We start from the raw sequence: 21,911 nt of genomic DNA, 5'->3' as shown, positions 1-21,911 counted from the left end.
GGATTGCCATGCGCAGTAAGGTGGCGGCATGGCGACGATGAACATCTCCCTCCCCGACGATCTGCGCGCCTTCGCCGATGCTCAGGTGCACGCCCACCTCTACGCATCGAGCAGCGAGTACGTGCGCGAGCTGATCCGCCGCGACCGGGAGACCTCAGTCGTGCGCGAGGCCGTGCTCGAGGGGATGAGGTCGGGTGAGGGTTCGCGGATGGATGCGGACTACTTCGACGTGCTCCGTGCGAGCGTCCGCGACGCTTCGTGACACGGGTCGTCTCGTCTCGCGCGGCCGATCTCGACATCGCGCGAGCCGTCGAGCACTATCGAGATGAGGTCGACCCCGAGACCGCCTCTCGCTTCATCGATGCGATCGAGCTCGCGGCGCGCCGGCTCGCCGATTTTCCCGCCTCCGGCTCTGCGACGGCCGAGGCGCGAACCGGAATCCCCGGGCTTCGTGTCCTCGGCGCGGAGGGCTTCCCCTTCCTCCTGTTCTACACATGCGATGACGACGCGGTCCGCGTTCACCGTGTCCTGCACGAGAGGCGTGACATCGACGCCGAGTTCCAGCCCTGGATCTGATGGCCCAGGTGCAGGTCGGCGCCGCGCCCGACCGCGTCGGAGCCGTGGCGCGTGTCTACAGGCTCCCCGCCGCGACCGCGAACGTGTCGCACGCGTTCACGCCGCCGGAGCGACCCGCCTCGAACCAGCGCTGGCGCTGCTCGCTCGAGCCGTGGGTCCAGCTCTCGGGGTTCACCACTCCGCCGGACTCGGCCTGGATGTGGTCGTCGCCCACCGCGGCCGCGGCGGCCAGGGCGTTCGTGATCTGCTCGGTCGTGGGCGGCTCGAGGTAGGGCGTGCCGCTCTCGTCGACCTGGTCGGCCGCGTCGGCGACCCAGGCGCCCGCGAAGCAGTCGGCCTGCAGCTCGGTGCGGACGCCGTTGCTCGCGGGTCCGGTGCCGTTGTTCGGGTACTGGTCCATCACGCCGATGAGGTTCTGCACGTGGTGTCCGTACTCGTGCGCGAGCACGTACAGCTGCGCGAGGGGCCCGGCGTTCGTGTCGAACTGCTGCCGCAGCACCGCGAAGAACGTCGGGTCGATGTAGACCGTCTGGTCGGGCGGGCAGTAGAACGGTCCGGTCGCGTTCGACGCCGTGCCGCACGGCGACGACGCCGCCCCGTCGACGATGATCAGCTGCGGCTTGCTGTACCCCTCGACGGTCTTGCCCCAGAACTGGTCGAGGTTGAGCGATGCGGCGGCGAGTCGGCAGTCGTCGTTGCTGTTGGCATCCTGACCCGTCTCGCAGTTCGCGATGCGCTCGCCGCCGGTCTGCGGTCCCGCGGCTTGGCCCCCGCCGATGAGCCCCGTCAGGTCGGTGCCCGTGAACAGCGAGATGAGCAGCACCACGATGCCGCCGAGGCCCACCGCGCCGCCGCCCACGGCGGCCACGGTGCCGCCGCGGCGCTTCGCTGAGTTACCGCCGACGCGGGCGTTGTCGTTGAACGTCACGCCCGAGACCGTAGCGCGGGGCCCGCGCTCGCGGAGGGGGCTTGAAACCCGAGCGTCAGCCGATCCGACGTACCGCCGCGGTCGACCGCGGCGGCGCCGTGCTCTCGCGCACCACCAGCTGGGGACGCTCGGACGAGAACCGCCTGCCCGTCTCGCCGGCGATCTCGTTGAGCAGCAGTTGCAGGCCCCGGCGACCGAGACCCGCGAAGTCCTGATCGACGGTCGTCAGCGGGGGAGACCACAGCGCGGCGAGCGGATGATCGTCGAATCCAGCGACCGAGATGTCGTCCGGAACGCGGAGACCGGATGCCGTGATCCCCCGGATCACTCCCATCGCGATCTCGTCGTTGCCGCAGAACACCGCCGTGACAGACGGGTCGTCGGCGAGGCGGCGGCCGATGTCGATGCCGGAACGCGGATCCCACGTCGCGTCGCTCAGCGGCGGGACGACCGCGCCGCGGCGCTTGAGCGCCCGACGCCAGCCCGTCGTGCGACCGTCCTCGCGCCGCGACGGCGGAACCCGGACGTGATGCACGGTCGCGTGGCCGAGGTCGAGCAGGTGATCGGTGAGCTCCTCCGCGGCGCGGGACTCGTCGAGCACCGCCTGGCGGAGGCCCGGCTCGCGGACGCCGGACAGGGCGACGACCGGCAGCGACGGGGGGATGCGGTGCAGCGCCGCGACACCGGGAGGGTCGAACTTCAGCACGCAGACCCCGGCCAGCGGCTGGGCGAGCGTCGCCGCGATCGCGCGGTCGATCTCGTCGTCGTCGGTGCTCTCGACGACGGTGATCATCACGGTGTAGTCGTCGGCGCGCGCCGCTTCCTCGATCCCGCGGATCGTCTCAGCGTAGCCGTACTGCGACGTGTCGCCCGCGATCACGGCGATCACCTGGGCCTTGCGGGATGCCAGGACGCGGGCGGCGGCACTCGGCCGGAACCCCAGCGCGGCGATGGCCGCCTCGACGGCCTCGCGCTTGGCGGGGCTCACCCGGGCCGCCCCCGTCAGTACCCGCGACACCGTCGGCACGGATACCCCCGCCCGCGCCGCGACGTCGGCGATCGTCGCCGGTTTCGTGCGGGAGGGGTCCATTGCGCTCCGTCCGTGTGCGGCGCCCGCTCTCACTTGACGGCGCCGCTGGTGATGCCCGAGATGATCTTCCGCTGCGCCACCATGAACGTGATGAGCAGCGGAAGGCTCATCAGGATGATGTAGGCGAAGATCAGATGCCAATTCTGAAGATACAGACCGGCGCTCGCCACCTGGTACAGGTTCAGCGGCAGGGTGTCGAGTCGGCCGCCCACGACGAACAGCGCGTAGAACACGTCGTTCCAGATGTAGAGGCAGATGAGGATCGTCGCGGTGGCGAGCACCGGCATGAGCAGCGGCAGGATGATCTTCACGAACACCCGCACCGGCGAGGCGCCGTCGACGCGCGCGGCCTCCTCGAGTTCGACCGGGATCGTGCGCACGAAGCCCGTGACGAAGAAGATCACGGTCGACATGTACATGCCCATGTACACCCCGATCATGCCGACGGGTGTGCCCGCCAGGCCCAGCTGGCGCAGCAGGAGCACGATCGTGACGACGGCCGGCGGCAGCACGATGCCACTGATCGCGAGCGCGTAGACGAACGCCAGGCCCTTGGACCGGCGTCGCCCGAGGATCCACGCAGCCATCGAGCCGAGGATCAGCACCCCGAGCACCGCCGGAACCATGACGAGCAGGCTGCCGCCGAACGCGGCGATCATGCGGCCCTCCGAGAGGACGGTCGCGAAGTTGTCGAACAGGTGCCACTCGGTGGGCAGGGCGAGCGAGGGGACGAAGGCCTCCGCCTGGGTCTTGGCCGCCGTGAGCACGGTGAGCAGGAACGGGATGCCGAGGAGCACCACGGCCACGATGATCGCGGCGATCGGCTGGACCACGCGGCCGATCGGCGATCGGCGTCGGGGGAGTCGCCGGGTGCGGCCCGTCGTCAGGGTCATGGTCTCGGTCACAGCACGTCCTCCCGCTTGCGCAGAAAACGGATCACGGGGAAGGCGAGGATCGCGACCACGAGGAACAGCACGAGGCTCATCGTCGTGGCCTGGGCGAACAGGCCCTGGCCGAAGGTCCGGAAGATGAAGATGTTGAGCAGCTCGGTGGTGCCGCCGGGGCCGCCCGCGGTGGTCGCTTGGACGATGTCGAAGCCGTTCATCGAGCCGAGCAGCGACGTCGCGACGTTGAAGGTCACGGCCGGGGCGAGCAGCGGGAAGCGGATCGCGCGGAACGTCGTCCACCACCCCGCGCCGTCGAGGCGCGCGGCCTCCAGGACGTCGTCGTTGATCGTCTTCAGGCCCGCGAGGTAGATGAGCATCGACAGGCCCATCCACTTCCACGCGTGGATGAGGGCGACGACCACGATCGTCCAGGTCGTGCTGCCGAGCCAGGCGACGTCGACGTTCTGGCCGGTCAGAACGCTCAGGATGCCGTTGAGCGCACCGTCCGGCTTGAGCATCGCCTGGAAGATGTAGCCGACCGCGAGCGCCGACATGATCACCGGCACGAAGAAGGCGACCCGCAGCGCGCGGTTCGTCCGAGTGTCGCGCTCGAGGAGGAGGGCGAGCCCCAGACCGAAGAGGTTCTGGAAGATCGCGACCAGCACGGCGTAGATCAACGTCACCGACAGTGCGTTGACGAGCGAGCCGTTGGAGAAGAGCGAGACGAAGTTGTCGGTGCCGATGAAGTCGATCGAGCTCTTGAAGCTCGACCAGTTCGTGAAGGCGTAGACGAAGTTGAAGACGGTGGGAACGGCGAAGAACACCACCAGGACCGCCAGCGCGGGGATGAGGAACCATAGGGGGTGGTCCTTCGCGTGCCGACCGCGCGGCGCGGGGCGCGTCGCGCGCGCCGGCGGCGTCGCCGTGCGGGGACGCTCGAGGGTCGATGTCATTGGGTCGTTCCTCCCGGGAAGGGGGCGCCGGGTCGGGTCCCGGCGCCCCGAGGGAAATCAGAAGCCGGGCGCTCCGATGGCCTTGGCCAGCTCGGCGAACTGCTTCTGGGTGGCTTCGGCGACCTGCGTGGGCGTCTTGGTGCCCTGGATCATGTCACCGAGGTTGAGGTACAGGTCGGGGTTCGCGACGGCGAGCGCCTGCATCGATCCGACCGAGTCTCCGAGGGAGCCGCTCACGTCGAGCAGCGCCTGCGGCACGTCCGAGGACGACTTCACGTTGCTCTGCAGCGAGACCGTCTTCTGCGCCTGGACGAAGTCGCTGTAGCCGTCGCCGAGCCAGTACGACAGCAGCTGGCGCGCGGCGGCCTCGCGCTTGGCATCCCCGGTCTTGAACGCCACGAGGGCGTTGGACTGGTCGGGGATGAAAGTGCCGACGTTGCCCTTGGGCGAGATCGGGAAGAAGCCGATCTTCTCGTTCAGCTCCTTCGTGTCGGCGAGCGACTGCAGCTGCCCGAAGAACGAGTTCACCTGCACGGCCATGGCCGCCTGGCCCGACAGCAGGGCCGGACCCTGGTCCTCGAACTTCGCGGTCGTGAGGTTCGCGTTGAACAGGCCCTCCTGGATGAGGCCCTGGTACGTGTCGATCGCGCCCTGGATCGTGGGGTCGGTGAACTTCTCCTCGTTCTTGTTCACGCGATCCCAGAGCCCCGCCTTCGCGGCATCCGCGAGCTGCACCTGCACCCACCACTGCGTGGCCCAGGGGGTCCCGCCGCCGAAGTCGAAGAACGGGGTGACCCCCGCGGCCTTGAGCTGACGCGCGTCGGCGAGGAACTCGTCCCAGTTCCCGGGGGTCTTGGTGATGCCCGCCTTCGCGAACACCTCCTTGTTGTAGTAGACGCCCTCGACCGCCGGAGTGGTGATGAGCGCGGCGTACCGCGTGCCGTTCAGGATGCCGGTGATGTCCTTCAGCTCGGGCGTGTAGGCGTCGATGAAGGGAGCGCCGTCCAGCGGCTGGAGGTTGGTCGAGGCGTTCAGCGCCGTCAGTTGCGAGGCCGTGGGCTGCCAGAAGGCGAGGTCGGGCTTGTCGCCCGTCGCGACCTTCGTCTGCACGCTCTGCTCGTAGGGGTCGGGGATGGTCACGACGTCGACCTTGGCGCCGGTGGCCGCCTCGAACCCCTTGACGACGCTGTCGGGGACCTTGTTCGAGTTCTGCGCGGCCCAGATGGTGAGGGTCGTGCCGTCGAGCTTGGTGTCCTGTGCGGGCCAGTCCGAGGGACCCGCGTTGCCGCCGCCGCCGGCGCCGGGGTCCGAACAGCCGGCGAGGGCGAGGGCTGCCACGGCGGCGACGGCCGTCGCAGCGAAGAACCGCTTCTTCATTGAATTGCTCCTTGTTGATGTGATCAGTCTGATCCAGTGCCGAAGCTCTCGCCGACCGGGGCCGGTCGGGTCGAAAGCCGGAGAGTACGCGCGGAGATACGGGCATCGCCGGCGCGCACGTGCAGGGTTCCCGTCGTGGCATCCCATTCGGTGTGCCAGGTGGGGAGGTCCAGGGGGAAGACCGGGGTCACCTCGACGTCGTGGCCGACGAGGTGGGGGAAGGACAGCGCCACGGATGCGTCGCCGTCTCGGCGCCAGACCGAGACGAGATCGCCTCCGGAGCCGCGGAGGGAGAGCGCGATCCAGGGGTCGTCCCAGCCGGGCAGGCCGAGCGGCCAGTGCGGGTGGCAGCGGGCGATCTCGGTGCGCAGCTCCTTCGCGACCGTGATCGCGTCGGCGACCCGGTGGCGTTGCGCGGGCGTCATGCGGTTGAGGTGACCCGAGACGTAGAAGCGGCCGAGGAGGCCGGTGACGAGGCAGAACGCCGACTCCTCGGCATCCATCTCGGGCTGGGGGTAGGCCCAGCTCGCCGCCTGTTCGGGCAGGATCGCCATCGGGGCCGCGGCCGCGATCGGCGGGTACTTGCGGAAGTCCTGCTGGTCGGAGGTCGACTGCATCGCCAGCCGCGACAGCATCGCGTAGTCCATGCGCATCGCGCCCGAGCTGCAGTTCTCCACGACGAGGGTCGGATGCCGGTCGAGCACGCCGTCCAGCCAGTCGAGCACCGCGCGGTTGTGGCCGAGCAGTCCGTCGCCGACGCTGTCGGCATCCAGGTCCGTCCCCGGGCCGGGGTTGATGTTGTAGTCCATCTTGAAGAACCCGAGACCGAAGTCGGCCACGAGCCGATCCACGACGCCGTCGAGGTGCGCGCGGGCGGCGGGGTGACGGAGATCCAGGTGGAAGCGGTCGTGCTCGACGACGCGCTGACCGTGGCGCTGCAGGAAGGCCTCGGCCGGCAGACGGTCGGCGAGGGGGCTCCGGATGCCGACGACCTCCGGCTCCAGCCAGAGCCCGGCCACCATGCCCTCGGCGTGGATCGCGTCGATGACCTCGGCGAGGCCGCCCGGGAAACGGGTGGTCGATGGCATCCACTCGCCGACGGAGTCCCACCAGTGTCCGGAGTCGTCGTACCACCCGGCGTCGATGCAGAACACCTCGGCGCCCACCTCGGCCGCAGCGCGGATGAGGGGGAGGAGCTTCTCGGTGGTGGGGTCGCCGTCGAGGGTGTTCATGTAGTCGTTGAAGACCACGGGCATCGCGGCGTTGTCGGGGTGCGGGCGCCGCGTCGCGCGGCGGTGGTCGGTCAACGCCGACACCGCGCCGGTGGCATCCGGAGCGAAGGCGACCGTCGCGGGCACGCTCGTGAACGAATCGGCGGGCTCGAGGACGTGGGTCCACGCCGCGTCGGCGTCGGTGGGTCCGGCGAGGGCGAGGTAGCCGCCCGCGGTGTCTTCGCCGATCTCCCAGCGCCACGCACCGTTGTGCTCGATCTGCCAGGCGAGCGCGAAACCGGCGGCCCGGGAGGCGAGCACGCCCATCGGCAGGGCGTGCGCCGTCGACCACGTCCCGGTGGAGACGGCGGTGAACGCGCCGCGCGGGTTGTGACCGGTGAGGTGCTCGGCGAGGGGCACGAAGTCGGGTCCGCGCAGAGGAGTACGCGTCCACCGCCCCTCGCCGAGCCAGTCGCTCTCACCCGTCAGGCGCTCCCAGCCCGCGAACGCGTCGTCGGTCGCGCCGGGGACGGTGAACCCGGTGGCCCAGGAGGCGACCGACCGGAGCGCGACGCGACCCGTGCCGACGTTGGTGAGGGCGACGGTGCTGGAGATCGCGGCCACGCCCTCGCGGGTGGTGAGCGTGAGGGCCGCCTCCAGGTCTCCCGAGCGCTGCCGGATGATGAGGGTGCGCACGCCGGCGCGGACGGTCTCGGTGTGGTCGACGTACCGCATCCGCAGACCGAGTTCGGTGTGGGCGAGGCGTCCGGAGGCGGGGCGGTGGCCGGCGTCCGCGGTGAGCACCTCGACGAACGGGATGCGGTGGATCGGCAGGTCGCGACCGGCGACACGAATCGCGGTGCAGACCACGGGCGCGTCGTCGTCCCACTGGAACGTCAGCGCCACGAGGTCGGTGCCCCACTCGAGACGCGGGGTCGGGGCCGCGTCGGTGGGGGCGGGGTGCATCGTCGTCATTCGTCTCTCCGTCGTGTCAAACGAGAGGGACGCTAACGGATTCTGAAAGCGTTATCAAGCGGAACGTGAAAGCGATATCAGAATTTTGCGTCGCGCCTTGTGCGAGCCGACTCGACAACCTATGCTCGCGGTCTGAAAGCGCTATCAAGATGTGATGCGCGAGTCCAGTCACTCAACGACGAGGAAACATGAGACCCCACACCCATCCCCCGCGCCGCGTCTCCGCGGCCGTCGCCGCCTGCGTGACCGTGCCCCTGGTGGTCGGCCTCGTCGGCGCGCCCGCCGCCGTCGCCGCTCCGGACGACACCACTCCCCGCCCCATCGTCGAGTACACGTTCGACGGGGATGCCACGGCATCCGTCATCGCCAACGAAGGCTCGAAGGGCAGTGCCTTCGACGCACGCGTGCGTAACGCGTCGTCGCTCGCGCGGGGGACAGGACCGACCTCCGCCGCCGGAGCCTCGGGGCTGTTCCCGGGCGCTGCGCAGGGCTCGTCGAGCTCGGCGAGTCCGTACCTCGACATCCCCGCCGGGCTGTTCGACGGAGTGACGGCGCTGACCGTTTCGACGTGGATCAAGTGGGACGGCAAGAACTCCGGCAACCTGCCGTGGGCCTACATCGTGGGCAGCGACGCCCTCCCGCGCGACAACTGGGGCCTGTATTACGTGCCGAACGAGGGAGGACAGTCCAAGGCGGTGGCCAACTCCGGCACCGAGGTCAAGGCCGTGTCCCCGGTCCCGCTCACGGCGGGCGCCTGGGCGCAGATCACCTCGGTGGCCGACGGTCAGACGCTGTCGTACTACATCAACGGCGAGCTCGTCCGACGTGAGGCCGCGGCAGTCGACTTCACGAAGCTCGCCGCGGAATCGAGCACCCGCTCCGGCCTGATCGGCCGTGTCCCGTGGGCGCCGCAGTGGGCCGCTCTCTTCGGCGGCGAGTTCGACGACTTCTCGATCTACGACGTCGCGCTGACCTCCGACCAGGTGGCGCAGGGCTTCGCCGCCGCCGCCGGCCCCGTCACGGCGGTGGATCAGACCGCGTGGCAGGTGCAGACCACCGCCGGTCAGGCGCCGGTGCTCCCCGCGCGGGTGGGCGTGACGCGCGAGTCCGGCTTGAAGACCGACGCGGCCGTCCGATGGGATGCCGTGCGGTCCTCGCAGTACGCGACGGCGGGGGCGACATTCACCGTGAACGGCGTCGTCGAGGGGACGGACCGGTCGGTCACCGCAACCGTGTCGGTCGCCGCGCGCCAGACCGAGGAGATCGTCGCCGACCTGAGCCGCCGCACCGGCGACTTCCGCGGCGGCGCGTCGGGGACGCTCTACGGCCTCGGCGACGAGCAGTCGCCCACCCAGGCGCTCGTGAACGGCGCCGCCATGACGAACGTGTCGCAGAAGCCGCCGTTCGGTACGCAGCACCCGGGCGGCGACGCCTTCAACATCGAGAAGACGTTCTTCGACAAGCACGGCGAAGACCTCTACATCTACACGCAGGACTACTACCCCGACTGGCCGTACAACCAAGGCGTCCGCCCGGGCGACGACCGCACGTACGTACGTGACGCGAACGGAAAGCTCACGTCCGAGTGGACGCCCGGCGGCGACGGGGTGTGGGACTACCTGGAAGTGCTCGAGATCGTGACCGAGGCCGTCGCGACCGGAGCCGACGACCCCGAGAAGTACACCTTCATCCCCTTCAACGAGCTCGATCTGCAGTGGCTCAACACGGACGACAAATACAACCGCTACCTGCAGCAGGGCGGGCAGCCCGACAGCTACACCCCCGGTGGCGCGAGCGACTGGGCCGCGGCGTGGAAGGTCATCACCGACGTCTACGCCAAGCACGGACTGAGCCGGCCCCGCATCGCCGGACCCGGGGATGCGGCGTGGCGCGGTGAGGGGAACATCAAGGCCTTCCTGCGTTCGGCGATCGCCACGAACACCGTCCCCGACGTGTACGTGTGGCACGAGCTGCGCGGGTACCAGTGGATGCCGGACCGCGCCGACGCGTTCCGTCAATACGCGCGGGACCTCGGGATCGCCGAGGACGAGATCCCCCAGATCAACATCACGGAGTACGGCGCGAGCAACGACATGAGCTCGCCCGCCAACCTCCTACGCTGGTTCTCCAGCTTCGAAGCGGCGAAGATCGACGCGCAGACGGCGTACTGGACGGCATCCGGCACGATGTCCGACAACCAGGCCAAGGTCAACGCCGCCAACGGCGGCTGGTGGATGTTCAAGTGGTACGGCGACCTCCAGGGATCGCAGACGGCCGAGGTCACCACCAACCGCGAGAAGGCCATCGCCGCGGTCGACGACGCGAACCGTCGCGCCCAGGTCATCGTCGGTGGGGTCGAGCAAGGCCGGGACGGGCTGCTGACGGTCAAGGGAATCTCGAACGACACGTTCGGCGGCACGGTCGACATCGAGGTGCGCGAAGACCTCATCTCGGGCACCGACGGCATCGCCGACACCCCGCGCGTGGTCGCCGCGTACGACGACGCCGTCGTCACCGACGGCGCCGTCCAGGTGCGTGTCCCGTCGGCGAACGCGAGCGCCGCCTACCAGGTAATCATCACGCCGGCCACCGACCGTGACGTCGCGGCCGCGGCGGCTCAGCAGGCGCCGCACCAGTGGTCGGAGGCGGAAGACCTCGCGATCACCGGCGGTGCCGTGCGGTCGCAGCCGGGTGGCGGCTACCGCCTCTCGGGCGACCGCGACGTCACGGGCCTCACGGGCGCCGACGCGCGGCTGGATTGGCAAGTCGATGTGGCCGAGCCGGGCCTGTACCGCTACACGGTCCTGGGCGCGACACCCGGTCGAGCCGCTCAGCACGAGCTGTTCGTCGACGGGACAGACTCCGCGACCGTGCAGTACGGCGCCAATGCGATCAAGCCCGACAACGTCCGCGGAACGGCCCGCGGAACCGCCGACGTGTACGTGAAGCTGGATGCCGGCACCCACACGCTGAGTCTGCGCACCAGCCGTGACGGACAGAACGTCCTCCCGGGCGCCGGCGCGGACGGCGGCGTCACCGTCGACCGGGTCGAGCTCACCCGCGTGGGCGATGACACGAACACCCATCACACGGTGTACCCCGCCACGACCCTGCGTCTCGCGGGCTCCGCGAGGCTCGAGGGGGGAGCGGTATCGATCGGGGACGGTGACCGTGTCGACGTCTACCCCTCCGCTGCCGAGTCGGGCTACTACGACGTGGTGGTCGACTGGACGGGTGCCGACCTGGGCCTGACGATCAACGGCCGCCTGGCGACGACGTTCACCGAGGGCCAGAAGCGCGCGCGCATCCACCTGCCCGAGGGCATCAGCGAGGTCGAACTGCGCAGCACGGGCGGTGCCCGCGTCGGCGCGGTGAGCACGACCCGCGCGGTCGAGGGCGACGCCGCGATCGTCAAGGTCGAGGTGGAGGACCCCGCGAAGGCCACGCTCGGCGGAACCGCCGCGGTGAAGGGCTTCGGCACGGAGCTTACGAACGGCTCGGGCTCGGGCTATGTCGGCGGGCTCGGCATCACCGACGCGGTCGCCGCGAACCAGGGAACGCTGACGATCGCCCGCGGCGCGGGCTTCGACAGGGCCGGAGCGTACGACGCGATCGTGCACTACTCGAACGACGACATCGAGGGTCGCCACGACTACAACCCGCAGGTCGTCGATCTGGGGCTGCAGGCAAAGGAAGCCGGTCACGACGGGTTGGTGGGGCGCTCGACGTTCCGCTACACCTACACCGCGACCAACTTCTGGGAGGCCGTGATGCCGCTGAACCTCACCACCGACGGCGGGGCGGTGACGTTCGGCAACACGAAGCAGACGCTCGTGATCGACGAGCGCACCAGCCAGCAGGACCAGGTCGTGCTGAACGGCTACGCGATCGCCCCCGATGTCGACTGGATCGCGTTCGCCCCGTTCGTGCTCGAGACCGACGGCGTCGAGATCGGCGTTCCCTCCGCTCCCGCCGCGCCGGCGGTGCAGGTGGACGGCGCCACGGCGGTCGTCTGGTGGGAGGCGCCGGCCGACAACGGCTCCGCGATCACGGGGTACGTCGTGTCGCTCGAGGGGCCGGACGGGCTGCAGCGTAGCGCCGAGGTGGGCGGCGACGCTCTGTCCGCCGACGTGCGCGACCTCATCCCGGGCGAGTGGACCGTGCGGGTCGTCGCGGTCAACGGTGTCGGATCCTCCCCGGCATCCGCGCCCTCGGCCTTCGTCGTCGACCTCGCCCCGGGGACGGGCGCAACGCCGACGCCGACTCCCACGCCGACGGCCGCGGTGGAGCCTCCGGACGCGGGTGCACCCACCACCGGAAGCTCGACCGACTCCACCGGCCTGGCCGCGACCGGCGGCACGGTCTCGCTCCTGGCACTGCTCCTGGGGGCTGCGGCGGTGGGGACCGGACTCGTGCTGCGTCGGCGTCGTCGGGCTGAACGGTCGGCCCGGGACTGACCGGGTCGACGGGGCGGGTCTCGGTGCACGACACCGGGCCCCGCCCTCGTCGTCCGCGACGGCGGCTCAGCCGGTCGCGCCCATCGGCCGTGTCGAGATGTCGAAGCTCGCGAAAGGGACGGGAGCGAACAGGGAGTAGTTGTTCCAGTCCTCGACGTGGAGGGTCGCGATGGCCCAGTGCCCCACGACGAACGTGACCAGGGTGAGCACCACGATCCCCATCCGGGCATTGTGGAGGATGCCGAGCGCGCGCTCGACGGTGTCGGCACGGCCCAGGATCCTCGTCAGCGAGAACAGCACGATCACGCCGATCGCGACGTACACGAGCGGGTGCGCGCTCACGGTGACCGAGCCGCACATCGGAGCGATGTCGGTCGGCCGTCCTTCGGCGTCGAGGAAGCTCCCGCTGCCGGTGACGCCGCCCGAGCAGCTGCTCATCCCGCCCTGGAGGAACACCGCCAGCATCGTCGCCGCCACGATGGCCCAGACCAGGAGCGACCGGATGCCGACCACGATCTCGGCGCCCGGAAGCAGGGCGTTCTCGTCGGTTTCGTTCTGCGTGATGGTCATGGACGCCCCCCGAGGTTCCCTCCACCCTCACACGGACGGGCTGATCAGTCCAGGAATTCCCGCGCCGCGACGACGAGGTTCTCGACGCCGCGGTCGATCGTGGGCTGCATCACGGGGGCGAAGAACGGCGAGTGGTTGGTCGGGATGTCCCGTTCGACCGTGCCGCCGGCCACGGCATCCGCGAAGGTCTGCGGATCCACGCCGCCCCAGAACCAGAACACGAGCGGGGCGCCGGATTCGCGCGCGAACCACGACACGTCCTCGCTGCCGGTGAACATGCCGGGGTCGACGACGCCGGCCTCGCCGAACGCCCGACGGAAGGCCGCGGTCAGGCGGGAGGTGGCATCCGGGTCGTTGATCGTGGGCGGCAGGGTGTGGTCGGTCGTGATGGTGGGGGCCTTCTCGGCTCCGGATGCCTCGGCCTCGGCGCGGATGATCCGCTCGACCTTGCTCATGACCCGCGCGCGTGCCTCGTCGTCGGGGTAGCGGAGGCTGAGCTCGAGCTTCGCCTCGGCCGGGATGATGTTGTTCTTGAGGCCCGCGTGGATCGAGCCGACGGTGACGACCGCGACGTCGCGCGGGTCGACCTCGCGCGACACGACGGTCTGCAGTCGCATGACGGTCGCCGCCGCCATGACGACCGGGTCGATCGTCGAGTGGGGGCGCGAGCCGTGTCCGCCGCGGCCGTGCAGCACGACGGTCAGGCCGTCGGAGGCCGCCATCTGGGTGCCCGGCCGCACGCCGATCGTGCCCGCGGGGAGCGGCGTGACGTGCTGGCCCAGCACGATGTCGGGGCGCGGGTACCGGTCGAGCACGCCGTCGGCGATCATCGCCTGCGACCCGGCGCCGTATTCCTCGGCGGGCTGGAATACCGCGACGATCGTGCCCGACCACTCCTCGGTGGTCGCGACGAGGCGTTCGAGCGCGCCGATGAGCGCGGTGACGTGCATGTCGTGACCGCACGCGTGCATCACAGGAACGGCGTTGCCGGTGGGATCGGTGCCGCGCGCGGTGCTCGCGTAGGCGAGGCCCGTCTGCTCCTCGACGGGGAGGCCGTCCATGTCGGCGCGCAGCCACACGACCGGTCCGGGACCGTTGTCGATCCGCGTGACGACGCCGGTGCGGCCGACGCCCTCCTCGACCGGGAGCCCGAGGTCGGCGAGGTGCCGCGCGGTGACCCCCGCGGTCCGCGTCTCCTGGAACGACAGCTCGGGGTGCGTGTGCAGGTCGGTGTAGAGGCTTTCGAGGTCGACGCTCATGCGTTCGAGCCTAGGCGTCGCGTCGGTGCGGCGTCCCGCTTCCGTCGAGTGTCCAACACACGCCGCATCTGCCCGACGCCACGCGGCGTGTCTTGGACACTGAACCTCCACACGAGACGCTCGAGCGGGCGAGGTGCCGCTCGATGCGATTCAGTGTCCAGAACACGCGGACGCGGGCGAGTGGCATCCGCGTGTCTTGGACACTGAAACCCGGTGCCGCGCTGCCGCTACCCGATGCCGCGACGCCTGTCCACCCGTCCCACGTCGGCAGCAGCGGCGGGGAGGCTGGCGGCATGGCCACGACACACTTCGACTACCTCATCGTCGGCGGCGGGATGGTCGCCGACACCGCCGCGCGCGGCATCCGCGAGCTCGACGCCGACGGGTCGATCGGCATCCTGAGCGACGACGTCGACGAGCCGTACACGCGTCCCGCCCTCAGCAAGAAGCTGTGGACCGACGACGAATTCACGTGGGAGAAGGTGCCGCTCGGCACCGCCGACGACACCGGCGCCGACATCCGGCTGCGCACGCGCGCGACGGCGATCCGCCCCGAGGCGCACGAAGTGGATGCCGACGGCCACACGTTCACGTACGGCAAGCTGCTCCTCGCCACCGGCGGACACCCCGTGCCCCTCCCGATCGACGATCGTTCCGGCGGCGAGCGGGCCCTCACCTTCCGCACCGCCGCGGACTACCGGCGGCTGCGCGCCCTGTCCGAGCAGGTCCGGCGCATCGCGGTCGTCGGCGGCGGGTACATCGGCTCCGAACTCGCGGCCGCGCTTGTGCAGAACGGCGTCGAGACGGTGCTGATCCACACCGGGGCGGTGCTCGGCGACGCCGTGTTCCCGCCCGCACTCGCGGAGCGGTTCGAGAAGCTGTTCCGCGACGCCGGGGTCGAGATCGTCGCGGGATCGAAGGTCGAGGGCGGCGAGGCGGATGCCGATGGCATCCGGCTCCAGCTCGAGGGTGGCGACGACGTGCGCGCGGACGCCGTGGTGAGTGGTCTCGGCATCGAGGTCGCGACGGATCTCGCGGAGGCTGCGGGACTCGCGGTGGACGACGGGATCGTGGTCGACGCGCAGCTGCGGACGTCGGTCGACGACGTCTGGGCCGCCGGCGATGTCGCGAGCTACCCCGACCGCCTGCTCGGTCGTCGCCGCGTCGAGCACGTCGACAACGCCAACGAGATGGGCCGTGCCGTCGGCCGAAACCTCGCCGGCGCCGCCGAGGCGTACACGCACACGCCGTACTACTACTCGGCGGTGTTCGGCATCCGGTACGAGGCCGTCGGCACGCTCGACGCGTCGCTCGAGACGGTGGAGGACTGGATCGACCCCGACCGCGGTGTCGTGTACTACCTCGACGACGACCGGGTCGTCGGCGTGCTGCTCTGGAACGTCGAGGATGCCCGCGACGCGGCCCGCGCCGTGCTCGCCGAGGCCGACACCCTGACACGCGACGACCTGGTTGGCCGTCTTCGCTGACCGCCGGGCGATAGCCTGATCGCTGTCGTGGCGATTGCCGTGCCACGAGATCAGGGGGCATCCGTGGCGACCGCAGAACTGCGTCTTCTTCTTCCGCTCGACCAGGCACGGGATGCCGTCGGCTCGGCGCTGGCCGAGCAGGGGTTCACCGTGCAGCCCACGGCGACCGGCTCCCTCGACGTGTCACGCGGAAGTCTCGGCACGACGATCGTCGCGGGCGCGTTCGCCGGACAGGACATGCACGTGCGATTCGACGTGCATTTCTCTCCGGATGCCGAGGGCACCCTGGCCGCGTTCGAGCACTCCGCGGTCGGCGGGTTCTTCAAGGGCGGGGCCATCGGCGCGGCGAAGGCGGGCGACGTCGTCCGCGAGGCGGCGCACCTGGCCGGGGTTCGACTTGCGCAGCAGGGCGTCCTGGCCGGTAGCCCCGCGCCCGGCGCCGGGCCGACGGCAGATGCCCCGGTTTACCCGGCGCCTCCCGGTGCTGCGGGAGGGGTCCCGCCGATCCCGCCCGCGCCTGGCGGCAGCCCGGATGCCGTGGGCCTCGCGCCCGTGCGGTACGGCGCACCCGCTCCCGTGCCCGGCGCGGAGCAGCGGACGAACACCGTCGCGATCGTGGCGATCGTCCTGGGGTTCGCGGTTCCCATCGGTGGCATCATTGCCGGCGCGGTCGCCCTCGCTCAGGTCAAGCGCACCGGCGAGAAGGGCCGGGGCCTGGCCATCGGGGGCATCGTGGCCGGAGCCGTGTTGACGTTCCTCACGATCGTCGCCGTCGTCGCGCTGGTCGTGTTCGCCGCCCTCGGGGCGGCCAGGTCGTCATCCGCCGGCGGATCCTCGGACCCGTTCGACGGACCGGGTGAGGCGGCCAGCGCCGCGCCCAGCGACCCGGGTGCGGATGAGTTCCTCCCGCTCCCCGTGGGCTCGTGCCTCGACGACGTGCCCTCGGGCTTCATCACCGACAAGAACCTGCTCGATTGCGCGAGTCCCCACACGTACGAGGTGTTCGGCTCGTTCGACGTCGCTGACGGCGACTACCCCGGCGAGGCCGCATTCGAGAGCCAGGCGTTCGACACGTGCAAGGGGAAGTTCACCGACTTCGTCGGCATCGCGTACGACGACTCGGTCCTGAACTACTCCTACATCTATCCGACGGAACCGATGTGGGCGCAGGGCGATCGCGAGATCATCTGCCTCATCTTCGACCCCGCCGGCGAGGTCTCCGGAACCCTGTCCAACGCCCAGCGCTGACGTTCCGCCGGCGCCGTCGCCCGCCGCACGGCGCCTCAGGCGCCCGGCGCCGCCGCCGTCGAGCCGCCGCCCGGCGCCGACGCGTCGCGCCGCCGCACCGGGACACAAAGAAGGAAATCCGCCCGGGTTGCCGCGGAACGGCACGGCGTCGCGAGCGCGGACCGGGGGATTTCCTTCGTTGTGTACGCACGGCCTCGGACAGCGGCCCGCAACGACCCCGTTGAGCCGGAGCCGCAACGGCCGCGAAACCCGAACCCGCGCCCGGGCCTCAGGCGCCCGGCGCCACCGCCGTCGAGCCGCGCTCGAGCAGCGCGAACGGCAACGTGCCGCGGGGGTGGCGGGCTCGGCGCCGTCGAGTTCGGCGAGTACGGCTTCGGCCGCCCGCTCGCCCTGGCCGTGGGCGAGGGTGCAGCATGATCGGGAGATTCCCTGTCAGATCTTCAACCCGGAGGTCGCGCCGGTGGACAGTTGGCAGAGCGCAACAGAGCGCTGACTTGATCGGCACGCGTCAAGGAAGCGGGTGCGAGACCGATTAGTTGTGGCACATGGGTGCACTGCGGTCTAAGCTCAAAAACGGGCTCGACCATCTGCGGGGGCAGGCGTCGTCGAGTGAAACACGCGTTTGGGGGTAACGTGCGTTGGATTTCACCTGTCGTCGTTGTGCTGGGGTTGCTACTCGCGGGATGTTCCGCGCCCGCAAATGAGGGGTCGTTGGACTCGTCAACCGTCCAGTCGTCCATAGAGCCCACCGTCCCCGTTGTCGAGCCGGCGGTTGCGCCGCCACGGGCATTGACATGGAAGTCGTCCTGCATGCTCTCGCAGGACGAAGTCACTGCCGCCATGCAATACCTCGGATGGGCCGGCACAGGTGCGACGGAGCCACTGAACGACGACACCTCGCTGACAGAATGTGATTACCCGGAGACGGGAGACTCGACTAGGAGTGTCGGGGTCGACTTCCGGTTGTATCGCGATGGAGCCGACTACGGATGGGTGACACCGAGCAGTTCTACGGTCACCTTCACTGCGCCTGACCCGGTTACAGGAGCGGCGAACGCTTGCACGTCGGCTACCTCAGGGAAGAGCCCGGCCGGATATGAGGGCATCTGCACGGCGGTGGGCGGGGTTCCCGCAGTCCTCGATCCCGAGCGTCTCGCGGTCGTCATATTCCCGGCAGGTAAATCTTTCTATGTGATTCAACTCCTTGGAATCTCCGGGACTGAAAAGGAAACCGAACCCTTGCTCGCATTGGCTACACTTCTTTCGACTCGTGACCTGGTCGCGGAATAATCTTGGAGCGCGTAATGGTTCTGCACTCGCGGCGGGCGGCGGTAACGGCAGCGGCCTTTGCTATGGCTCTTCTCTCGGCATGCTCGCCTGGGGCAGGTAATGGCAAGGGGGATGTCTCGACGCCGGAAGGCGAGGTCGTGACGGCGCCCGAGACTGAGTCGGCGTGCCCACCTGATCTCATCGCAAGCTTCGAGTCTAACGATGAAATAGTTGCGCCGGTAGACACCTCGTTAATTGGGGGCGTGTTCAGTGCTGAGCTACCCGAAGCCGCTTGCGTTTTATTGTCGGATAACAGCGGCGACTCTGATATGGACTACGTCTATATGTTCTGGCCGGGCGAGGATCAGAACTTTGCGAATAAGGTCGGAAATGTGCTCGTATCATCGGGTAGTAGTGCTCTCGGCGATCCGATTACCTACCAGAAAGATGCGGCGGATCTGACGCTCTATGCGTATCCGGCGAACGACCCATTGCATTGGGGCGACTACTTCGATGGTTTTCCGCAGATTGTCGTCGGAACTGGGCACGTCCCGAAGACAGGGCTGGTCGGCTAGCGGCTCCCGGTGGCACCGTGGCACGGCTGCCTCGGTCGACTCACGGTATAGTCCGGTGGATTCGTGACGGTGGCACGATTCTGAGTTCGTTCCCTCCTGTTCTCAGCCGCCATTCTGTCGGCTGAAGCCGAGTGAGTTATCGCTGGACCTCGGTTGACATGGCACCTCCGCACCGCCTCAGGCGCCCGGCGCCGCCGCCGTCGAGCCGCGCTCGAGCAGCGCGAACGGCAACGTGCCGCGGCGGGTGGCGGGCTCGGCGCCGTCGAGTTCCGCGAGCACGGCTTCGGCCGCCCGCTCGCCCTGGCCGCGCGCGAATTGGTCGATCGTGGTCAGGCCGAACCAGCGGCCGAGGTCGTTGCCGTCGACGCCGATGATCGAGACGTCGTCGGGAACGCGCAGCCCGAGCTCCCGGGCGGCGAGCACCGCGCCGATCGCCATCTCGTCCGACGCCGCGAAGATCGCCGTCGGGCGGTCGGCGTCCTCGAGCAGGTCCCGCGCCGCCGCGGATCCCCCGTCGATGGTGAAGTCACCGGCGGTGTATTGCGGCGTCGCGCCGGCGGCATCCATCTCCTCCGCGAACCCGCGCCGACGCAGGGTCGGGACCGACGACACGGCGTCGGTCGTCGCGTCCGCGCCGATGTGCGCGATACGGCGGTGTCCGAGGTCGAGCAGGTGCCGCGTGGCGAGCCGCCCCACGGCGAGGTCGTCGACGGTGAGGGTCGTGAGGAGCGGAGTCGGCCCGGCGATCGCCACGATCGGGATGCCGAGACCCCGGAGCAGCGCGGACTCCCCGCCGTCCAGCTCGAGGGCGATCGTGATCACCCCGTCGATGCGGCGACGGCGCAGATGGTCGTCGAACACGCGGCGGCGTTCCGCGCGCTCGCCGCTGACGCTGTAGAGCGTGATGTCGTAGCCGCGGCGTACGAGCGCGTCGGAGATCCCGGCCAACACGGTGCTGAAGAACCAGCGGTCGAGGAACGGCACGACGACGCCGATCGCCCGGGTCCGTCCGGTCGCGAGCGCCGACGCGGGAGCCGAGACGACGTAGCCCAGCTCGTCCGCGGCGGCCTGCACACGCTCCCGGGTCGCGGGCGAGACCGGTCCGCGACCACTGAGGGCCCGCGAGACCGTGGCCGTCGACACGCCCGCCCGGCGGGCGACCTCGTCGATGCCTACCACGGTCTCGCGAATCCCGGATGCGTGCTGGATGCCGGCGGCTCAGGCCGCGGCGATCCAGACGGTCGTGTCGGTCGGGAGCGTGTCGCCGTCCAGCGGTCCGCTCGCAACGAGGACGTCGCCGGCCGGCAGCTCCACGGCGGTGTCGCCGAGGTTGGCGATCACGGTGACGGGTCCGTTGCGGAACGCCACGACGTCGTCGCCGTACCCGTCGAGCCACTCCAGCGACCCCGCGCCCAGGCCGTGCGCGCGGCGCTCGGCGAGCAGCGAACGGTAGAGCGACAGAGTGGATGCCGGGTCCTCACGCTGCACGTCCCGTGCGAGCTCCGCCCACTCGGCGGGCTGCGGCAGCCAGGCGGCGCCGGTGGCGTTGAAGCCGTAGGCCGGGGCGTCGGCGGTCCACGGGATCGGGACGCGGCAGCCGTCGCGACCGTAGCGCTCGCCGTTCGTGCGGAACCACGTCGGGTCCTGACGGGCGTCGTCGGGCAGGTCGATGACCTCGGGGAGGCCGAGCTCCTCGCCCTGGTACAGGTACGACGAGCCGGGCAGCGCGAGCATCAGAGAGGTCGCGGCGCGGGCGCGACGCAGGCCCTTCACCGGGTCGGGCTTGCCGGGGGACTTCGGGCCGATGCCGGCGCCCTGCGGGTTCTCGGCCGTGAGCGCGAGGCGCGACGCGTGGCGCACGACGTCGTGGTTCGACAGCACCCACGTGCTCGGCGCGCCGACGGCGGCGTACTCGTCGAGCGACTCGGTGATCACGTCGCGGAGGGCCTCGGCATCCCACTTCGTCTCGAGGTAGGCGAAGTTGAAGGCCTGGTGCATCTCGTCGGGGCGGACCCACAGCGCCGTCTGCGCGACGGTCGGGAGCCACGCCTCGGCGCACAGGGCGCGGTCGCCGTCGTACCCGGCGAGCACCTCGTGCCACTCGCGCCACACTTCGTGCACGCCGGGCTGGCCCCAGTACGGCACGCCGGCGGCGTCGCCGCCCATGGAGCCACCCTCGGGGTCGGGCGTGAAGTCGGGGAGCCCCGCGGCCTTGATGAGACCGTGCGCAACGTCGACGCGGAACCCGTCGACCCCGCGATCGAGCCAGAACCGCAGGATGTCGCGGAACTCCGCCCGCACCTCGGGGTTGGTCCAGTCGAAGTCGGGCTGCGACTCGTCGAAGATGTGCAGGTACCACTGGCCGGGGGTGCCGTCGGCCTCGGTCGCGCGCTTCCACATGCCGCCGCCGAACACGGACTCCCAGTTGTTCGGGGGCAATTCGCCGTTATCGCCCTTGCCGTCGCGGAAGATGTACCGCGCGCGCTCGGGGCTGCCGGGGGCGGCCTTCAGTGCCTCCTGGAACCACACGTGCTGGTCGCTGGAGTGGTTGGGCACGAGATCTACGATCACCCGGATGCCACGCTCGTGCGCACCCGCGAGCATCGCGTCGAAGTCGGCGAGGGTGCCGAAGATCGGGTCGACGTCGCGGTAGTCGGCGACGTCGTACCCCGCGTCCTTCTGCGGCGACCGCTGGAAGGGGCTGAGCCAGATGGCATCCACTCCCAACTCTTTGAGGTCGTCGAGGTGCGCGGTGACGCCGGGCAGGTCGCCCAGGCCGTCGCCCGACGCGTCGGCGAACGAGCGGGGGTAGATCTGGTAGATGACGGCCGTCCGCCACCACTCGGAGCCGGGAGCGGACTCGAGTTCGGGGCGCGCGTCCTGCTGCGTGAAAGTCATGGGTCCAGGGTAGTGCAAGCGCTTGCAGTGCGGCGAGGGCTGGGCGGCGTTCTCGCGGTCAGCGAACCATGTCCCACTTATTGTCACTTCGGCGCCCCGCATTCGACCACCATCGGGACATGCTCCGCCAGAAGTGGGACGGGGCCCGCGT

At 70.0% G+C, this 21,911-nt stretch carries 16 protein-coding genes; 6 read left to right on the top strand and 10 right to left on the bottom strand.

The annotated features are described in order from the left end of the window. Positions 1-28: 28 nt before the first annotated feature. Positions 29-262 (top strand): type II toxin-antitoxin system ParD family antitoxin, encoded by a 234-nt coding sequence (locus RKD05_RS05185; protein WP_424708482.1) that lies wholly within the window; start codon positions 29-31, stop codon positions 260-262. Then, a complete protein-coding gene (locus RKD05_RS05180; protein WP_424708481.1) occupies positions 259-576 on the top strand; it encodes a type II toxin-antitoxin system RelE/ParE family toxin in 318 nt (105 codons plus the stop codon). Before RKD05_RS05185 ends, RKD05_RS05180 begins: the two co-directional genes overlap by 4 nt. A 55-nt stretch (positions 577-631) precedes the next feature. Here RKD05_RS05180 and ypfJ read toward each other — a convergent pair whose 3' ends face one another. The 6 genes from ypfJ to RKD05_RS05150 are packed head-to-tail and all read right to left on the bottom strand — an operon-like array spanning position 632 to position 7,997. After that, positions 632-1,504, bottom strand: coding sequence for a KPN_02809 family neutral zinc metallopeptidase (gene ypfJ / locus RKD05_RS05175; protein ID WP_424708479.1), 873 nt, complete (start codon positions 1,502-1,504; stop codon positions 632-634). A 55-nt stretch (positions 1,505-1,559) separates the two neighbouring features. Next, positions 1,560-2,594: a LacI family DNA-binding transcriptional regulator gene (locus RKD05_RS05170; RefSeq protein WP_424708478.1), complete on the bottom strand. Its 1,035-nt coding sequence runs from the start codon at positions 2,592-2,594 to the stop codon at positions 1,560-1,562. A 29-nt stretch (positions 2,595-2,623) separates the two neighbouring features. Further along, a complete protein-coding gene (locus tag RKD05_RS05165) occupies positions 2,624-3,499 on the bottom strand; it encodes a carbohydrate ABC transporter permease (RefSeq protein WP_424708476.1) in 876 nt (291 codons plus the stop codon). Further along, on the bottom strand, positions 3,496-4,434 hold the full coding sequence (locus tag RKD05_RS05160; protein WP_424708475.1) for a carbohydrate ABC transporter permease: 939 nt from the start codon (positions 4,432-4,434) through the stop codon (positions 3,496-3,498). The genes RKD05_RS05165 and RKD05_RS05160 overlap by 4 nt, the downstream gene beginning before the upstream one ends. Before the next feature lie 57 nt (positions 4,435-4,491). Next, positions 4,492-5,811 carry an ABC transporter substrate-binding protein gene (locus RKD05_RS05155; RefSeq protein WP_424708473.1) on the bottom strand — a complete coding sequence of 440 codons (1,320 nt, stop codon included), beginning with the start codon at positions 5,809-5,811 and terminating at the stop codon, positions 4,492-4,494. A 23-nt stretch (positions 5,812-5,834) separates the two neighbouring features. Beyond that, complete coding sequence (locus tag RKD05_RS05150) at positions 5,835-7,997, bottom strand: glycoside hydrolase family 36 protein (protein ID WP_424708472.1); 2,163 nt, start codon at positions 7,995-7,997, stop codon at positions 5,835-5,837. Positions 7,998-8,185: 188 nt separating this feature from the next. On the opposite strand from RKD05_RS05150, the gene RKD05_RS05145 reads away from it, so the two are divergent. Next, positions 8,186-12,454: a LamG-like jellyroll fold domain-containing protein gene (locus tag RKD05_RS05145; protein ID WP_424708471.1), complete on the top strand. Its 4,269-nt coding sequence runs from the start codon at positions 8,186-8,188 to the stop codon at positions 12,452-12,454. A gap of 66 nt (positions 12,455-12,520) precedes the next feature. Here the strand turns inward: RKD05_RS05145 and RKD05_RS05140 are convergent, their stop codons facing one another. Further along, positions 12,521-13,024, bottom strand: coding sequence for a hypothetical protein (locus RKD05_RS05140; RefSeq protein ID WP_424708470.1), 504 nt, complete (start codon positions 13,022-13,024; stop codon positions 12,521-12,523). A gap of 44 nt (positions 13,025-13,068) precedes the next feature. Next, on the bottom strand, positions 13,069-14,283 hold the full coding sequence (locus tag RKD05_RS05135; RefSeq protein ID WP_424708469.1) for an amidohydrolase: 1,215 nt from the start codon (positions 14,281-14,283) through the stop codon (positions 13,069-13,071). Between the two features lie 293 nt (positions 14,284-14,576). Here RKD05_RS05135 and RKD05_RS05130 point away from each other — a divergent pair, with 293 nt between their 5' ends. The 3 genes from RKD05_RS05130 to RKD05_RS05120 all read left to right on the top strand — a co-directional run bounded on the left by RKD05_RS05130 (position 14,577) and on the right by RKD05_RS05120 (position 18,862). Next, positions 14,577-15,770, top strand: a complete 1,194-nt coding sequence (locus RKD05_RS05130; RefSeq protein ID WP_424708468.1) for an NAD(P)/FAD-dependent oxidoreductase — start codon at positions 14,577-14,579, stop codon at positions 15,768-15,770. A 63-nt stretch (positions 15,771-15,833) separates the two neighbouring features. Then, entirely contained in the window at positions 15,834-17,018 is a 1,185-nt protein-coding gene (locus RKD05_RS05125) for a septum formation family protein (protein WP_424708466.1), read from the top strand. Between the two features lie 1,304 nt (positions 17,019-18,322). Continuing rightward, positions 18,323-18,862, top strand: a complete 540-nt coding sequence (locus tag RKD05_RS05120; protein WP_424708464.1) for a hypothetical protein — start codon at positions 18,323-18,325, stop codon at positions 18,860-18,862. 177 nt (positions 18,863-19,039) lie between these two features. On the opposite strand, the gene RKD05_RS05115 is transcribed toward RKD05_RS05120, so the two are convergent. After that, positions 19,040-20,041, bottom strand: a complete 1,002-nt coding sequence (locus RKD05_RS05115; protein ID WP_424708462.1) for a LacI family DNA-binding transcriptional regulator — start codon at positions 20,039-20,041, stop codon at positions 19,040-19,042. A 39-nt stretch (positions 20,042-20,080) separates the two neighbouring features. Next, entirely contained in the window at positions 20,081-21,760 is a 1,680-nt protein-coding gene (locus RKD05_RS05110; protein WP_424708460.1) for a glycoside hydrolase family 13 protein, read from the bottom strand. Positions 21,761-21,911 lie beyond the last annotated feature (151 nt).

The organism is Microbacterium sp. SLBN-111, assembly GCF_049739645.1.
Taxonomy (GTDB): Bacteria; Actinomycetota; Actinomycetes; order Actinomycetales; family Microbacteriaceae; genus Microbacterium.
Note: the sequence above shows the minus strand (reverse complement) of the source record. Positions and strands in the feature narration are given on the sequence as shown.

What these genes read in the sequence shown, in the direction of transcription:
- RKD05_RS05135 (WP_424708469.1), bottom strand. Translation starts at nt 14,283, where the DNA reads ATGAGCGTCGACCTCGAAAGCCTCTACACCGACCTGCACACGCACCCC.
- RKD05_RS05185 (WP_424708482.1), top strand. Translation starts at nt 29, where the DNA reads ATGGCGACGATGAACATCTCCCTCCCCGACGATCTGCGCGCCTTCGCC.
- RKD05_RS05150 (WP_424708472.1), bottom strand. Translation starts at nt 7,997, where the DNA reads ATGACGACGATGCACCCCGCCCCCACCGACGCGGCCCCGACCCCGCGT.
- RKD05_RS05130 (WP_424708468.1), top strand. Translation starts at nt 14,577, where the DNA reads ATGGCCACGACACACTTCGACTACCTCATCGTCGGCGGCGGGATGGTC.
- RKD05_RS05160 (WP_424708475.1), bottom strand. Translation starts at nt 4,434, where the DNA reads ATGACATCGACCCTCGAGCGTCCCCGCACGGCGACGCCGCCGGCGCGC.
- RKD05_RS05155 (WP_424708473.1), bottom strand. Translation starts at nt 5,811, where the DNA reads ATGAAGAAGCGGTTCTTCGCTGCGACGGCCGTCGCCGCCGTGGCAGCC.
- RKD05_RS05120 (WP_424708464.1), top strand. Translation starts at nt 18,323, where the DNA reads ATGGTTCTGCACTCGCGGCGGGCGGCGGTAACGGCAGCGGCCTTTGCT.
- RKD05_RS05170 (WP_424708478.1), bottom strand. Translation starts at nt 2,594, where the DNA reads ATGGACCCCTCCCGCACGAAACCGGCGACGATCGCCGACGTCGCGGCG.
- RKD05_RS05140 (WP_424708470.1), bottom strand. Translation starts at nt 13,024, where the DNA reads ATGACCATCACGCAGAACGAAACCGACGAGAACGCCCTGCTTCCGGGC.
- RKD05_RS05145 (WP_424708471.1), top strand. Translation starts at nt 8,186, where the DNA reads ATGAGACCCCACACCCATCCCCCGCGCCGCGTCTCCGCGGCCGTCGCC.
- RKD05_RS05110 (WP_424708460.1), bottom strand. Translation starts at nt 21,760, where the DNA reads ATGACTTTCACGCAGCAGGACGCGCGCCCCGAACTCGAGTCCGCTCCC.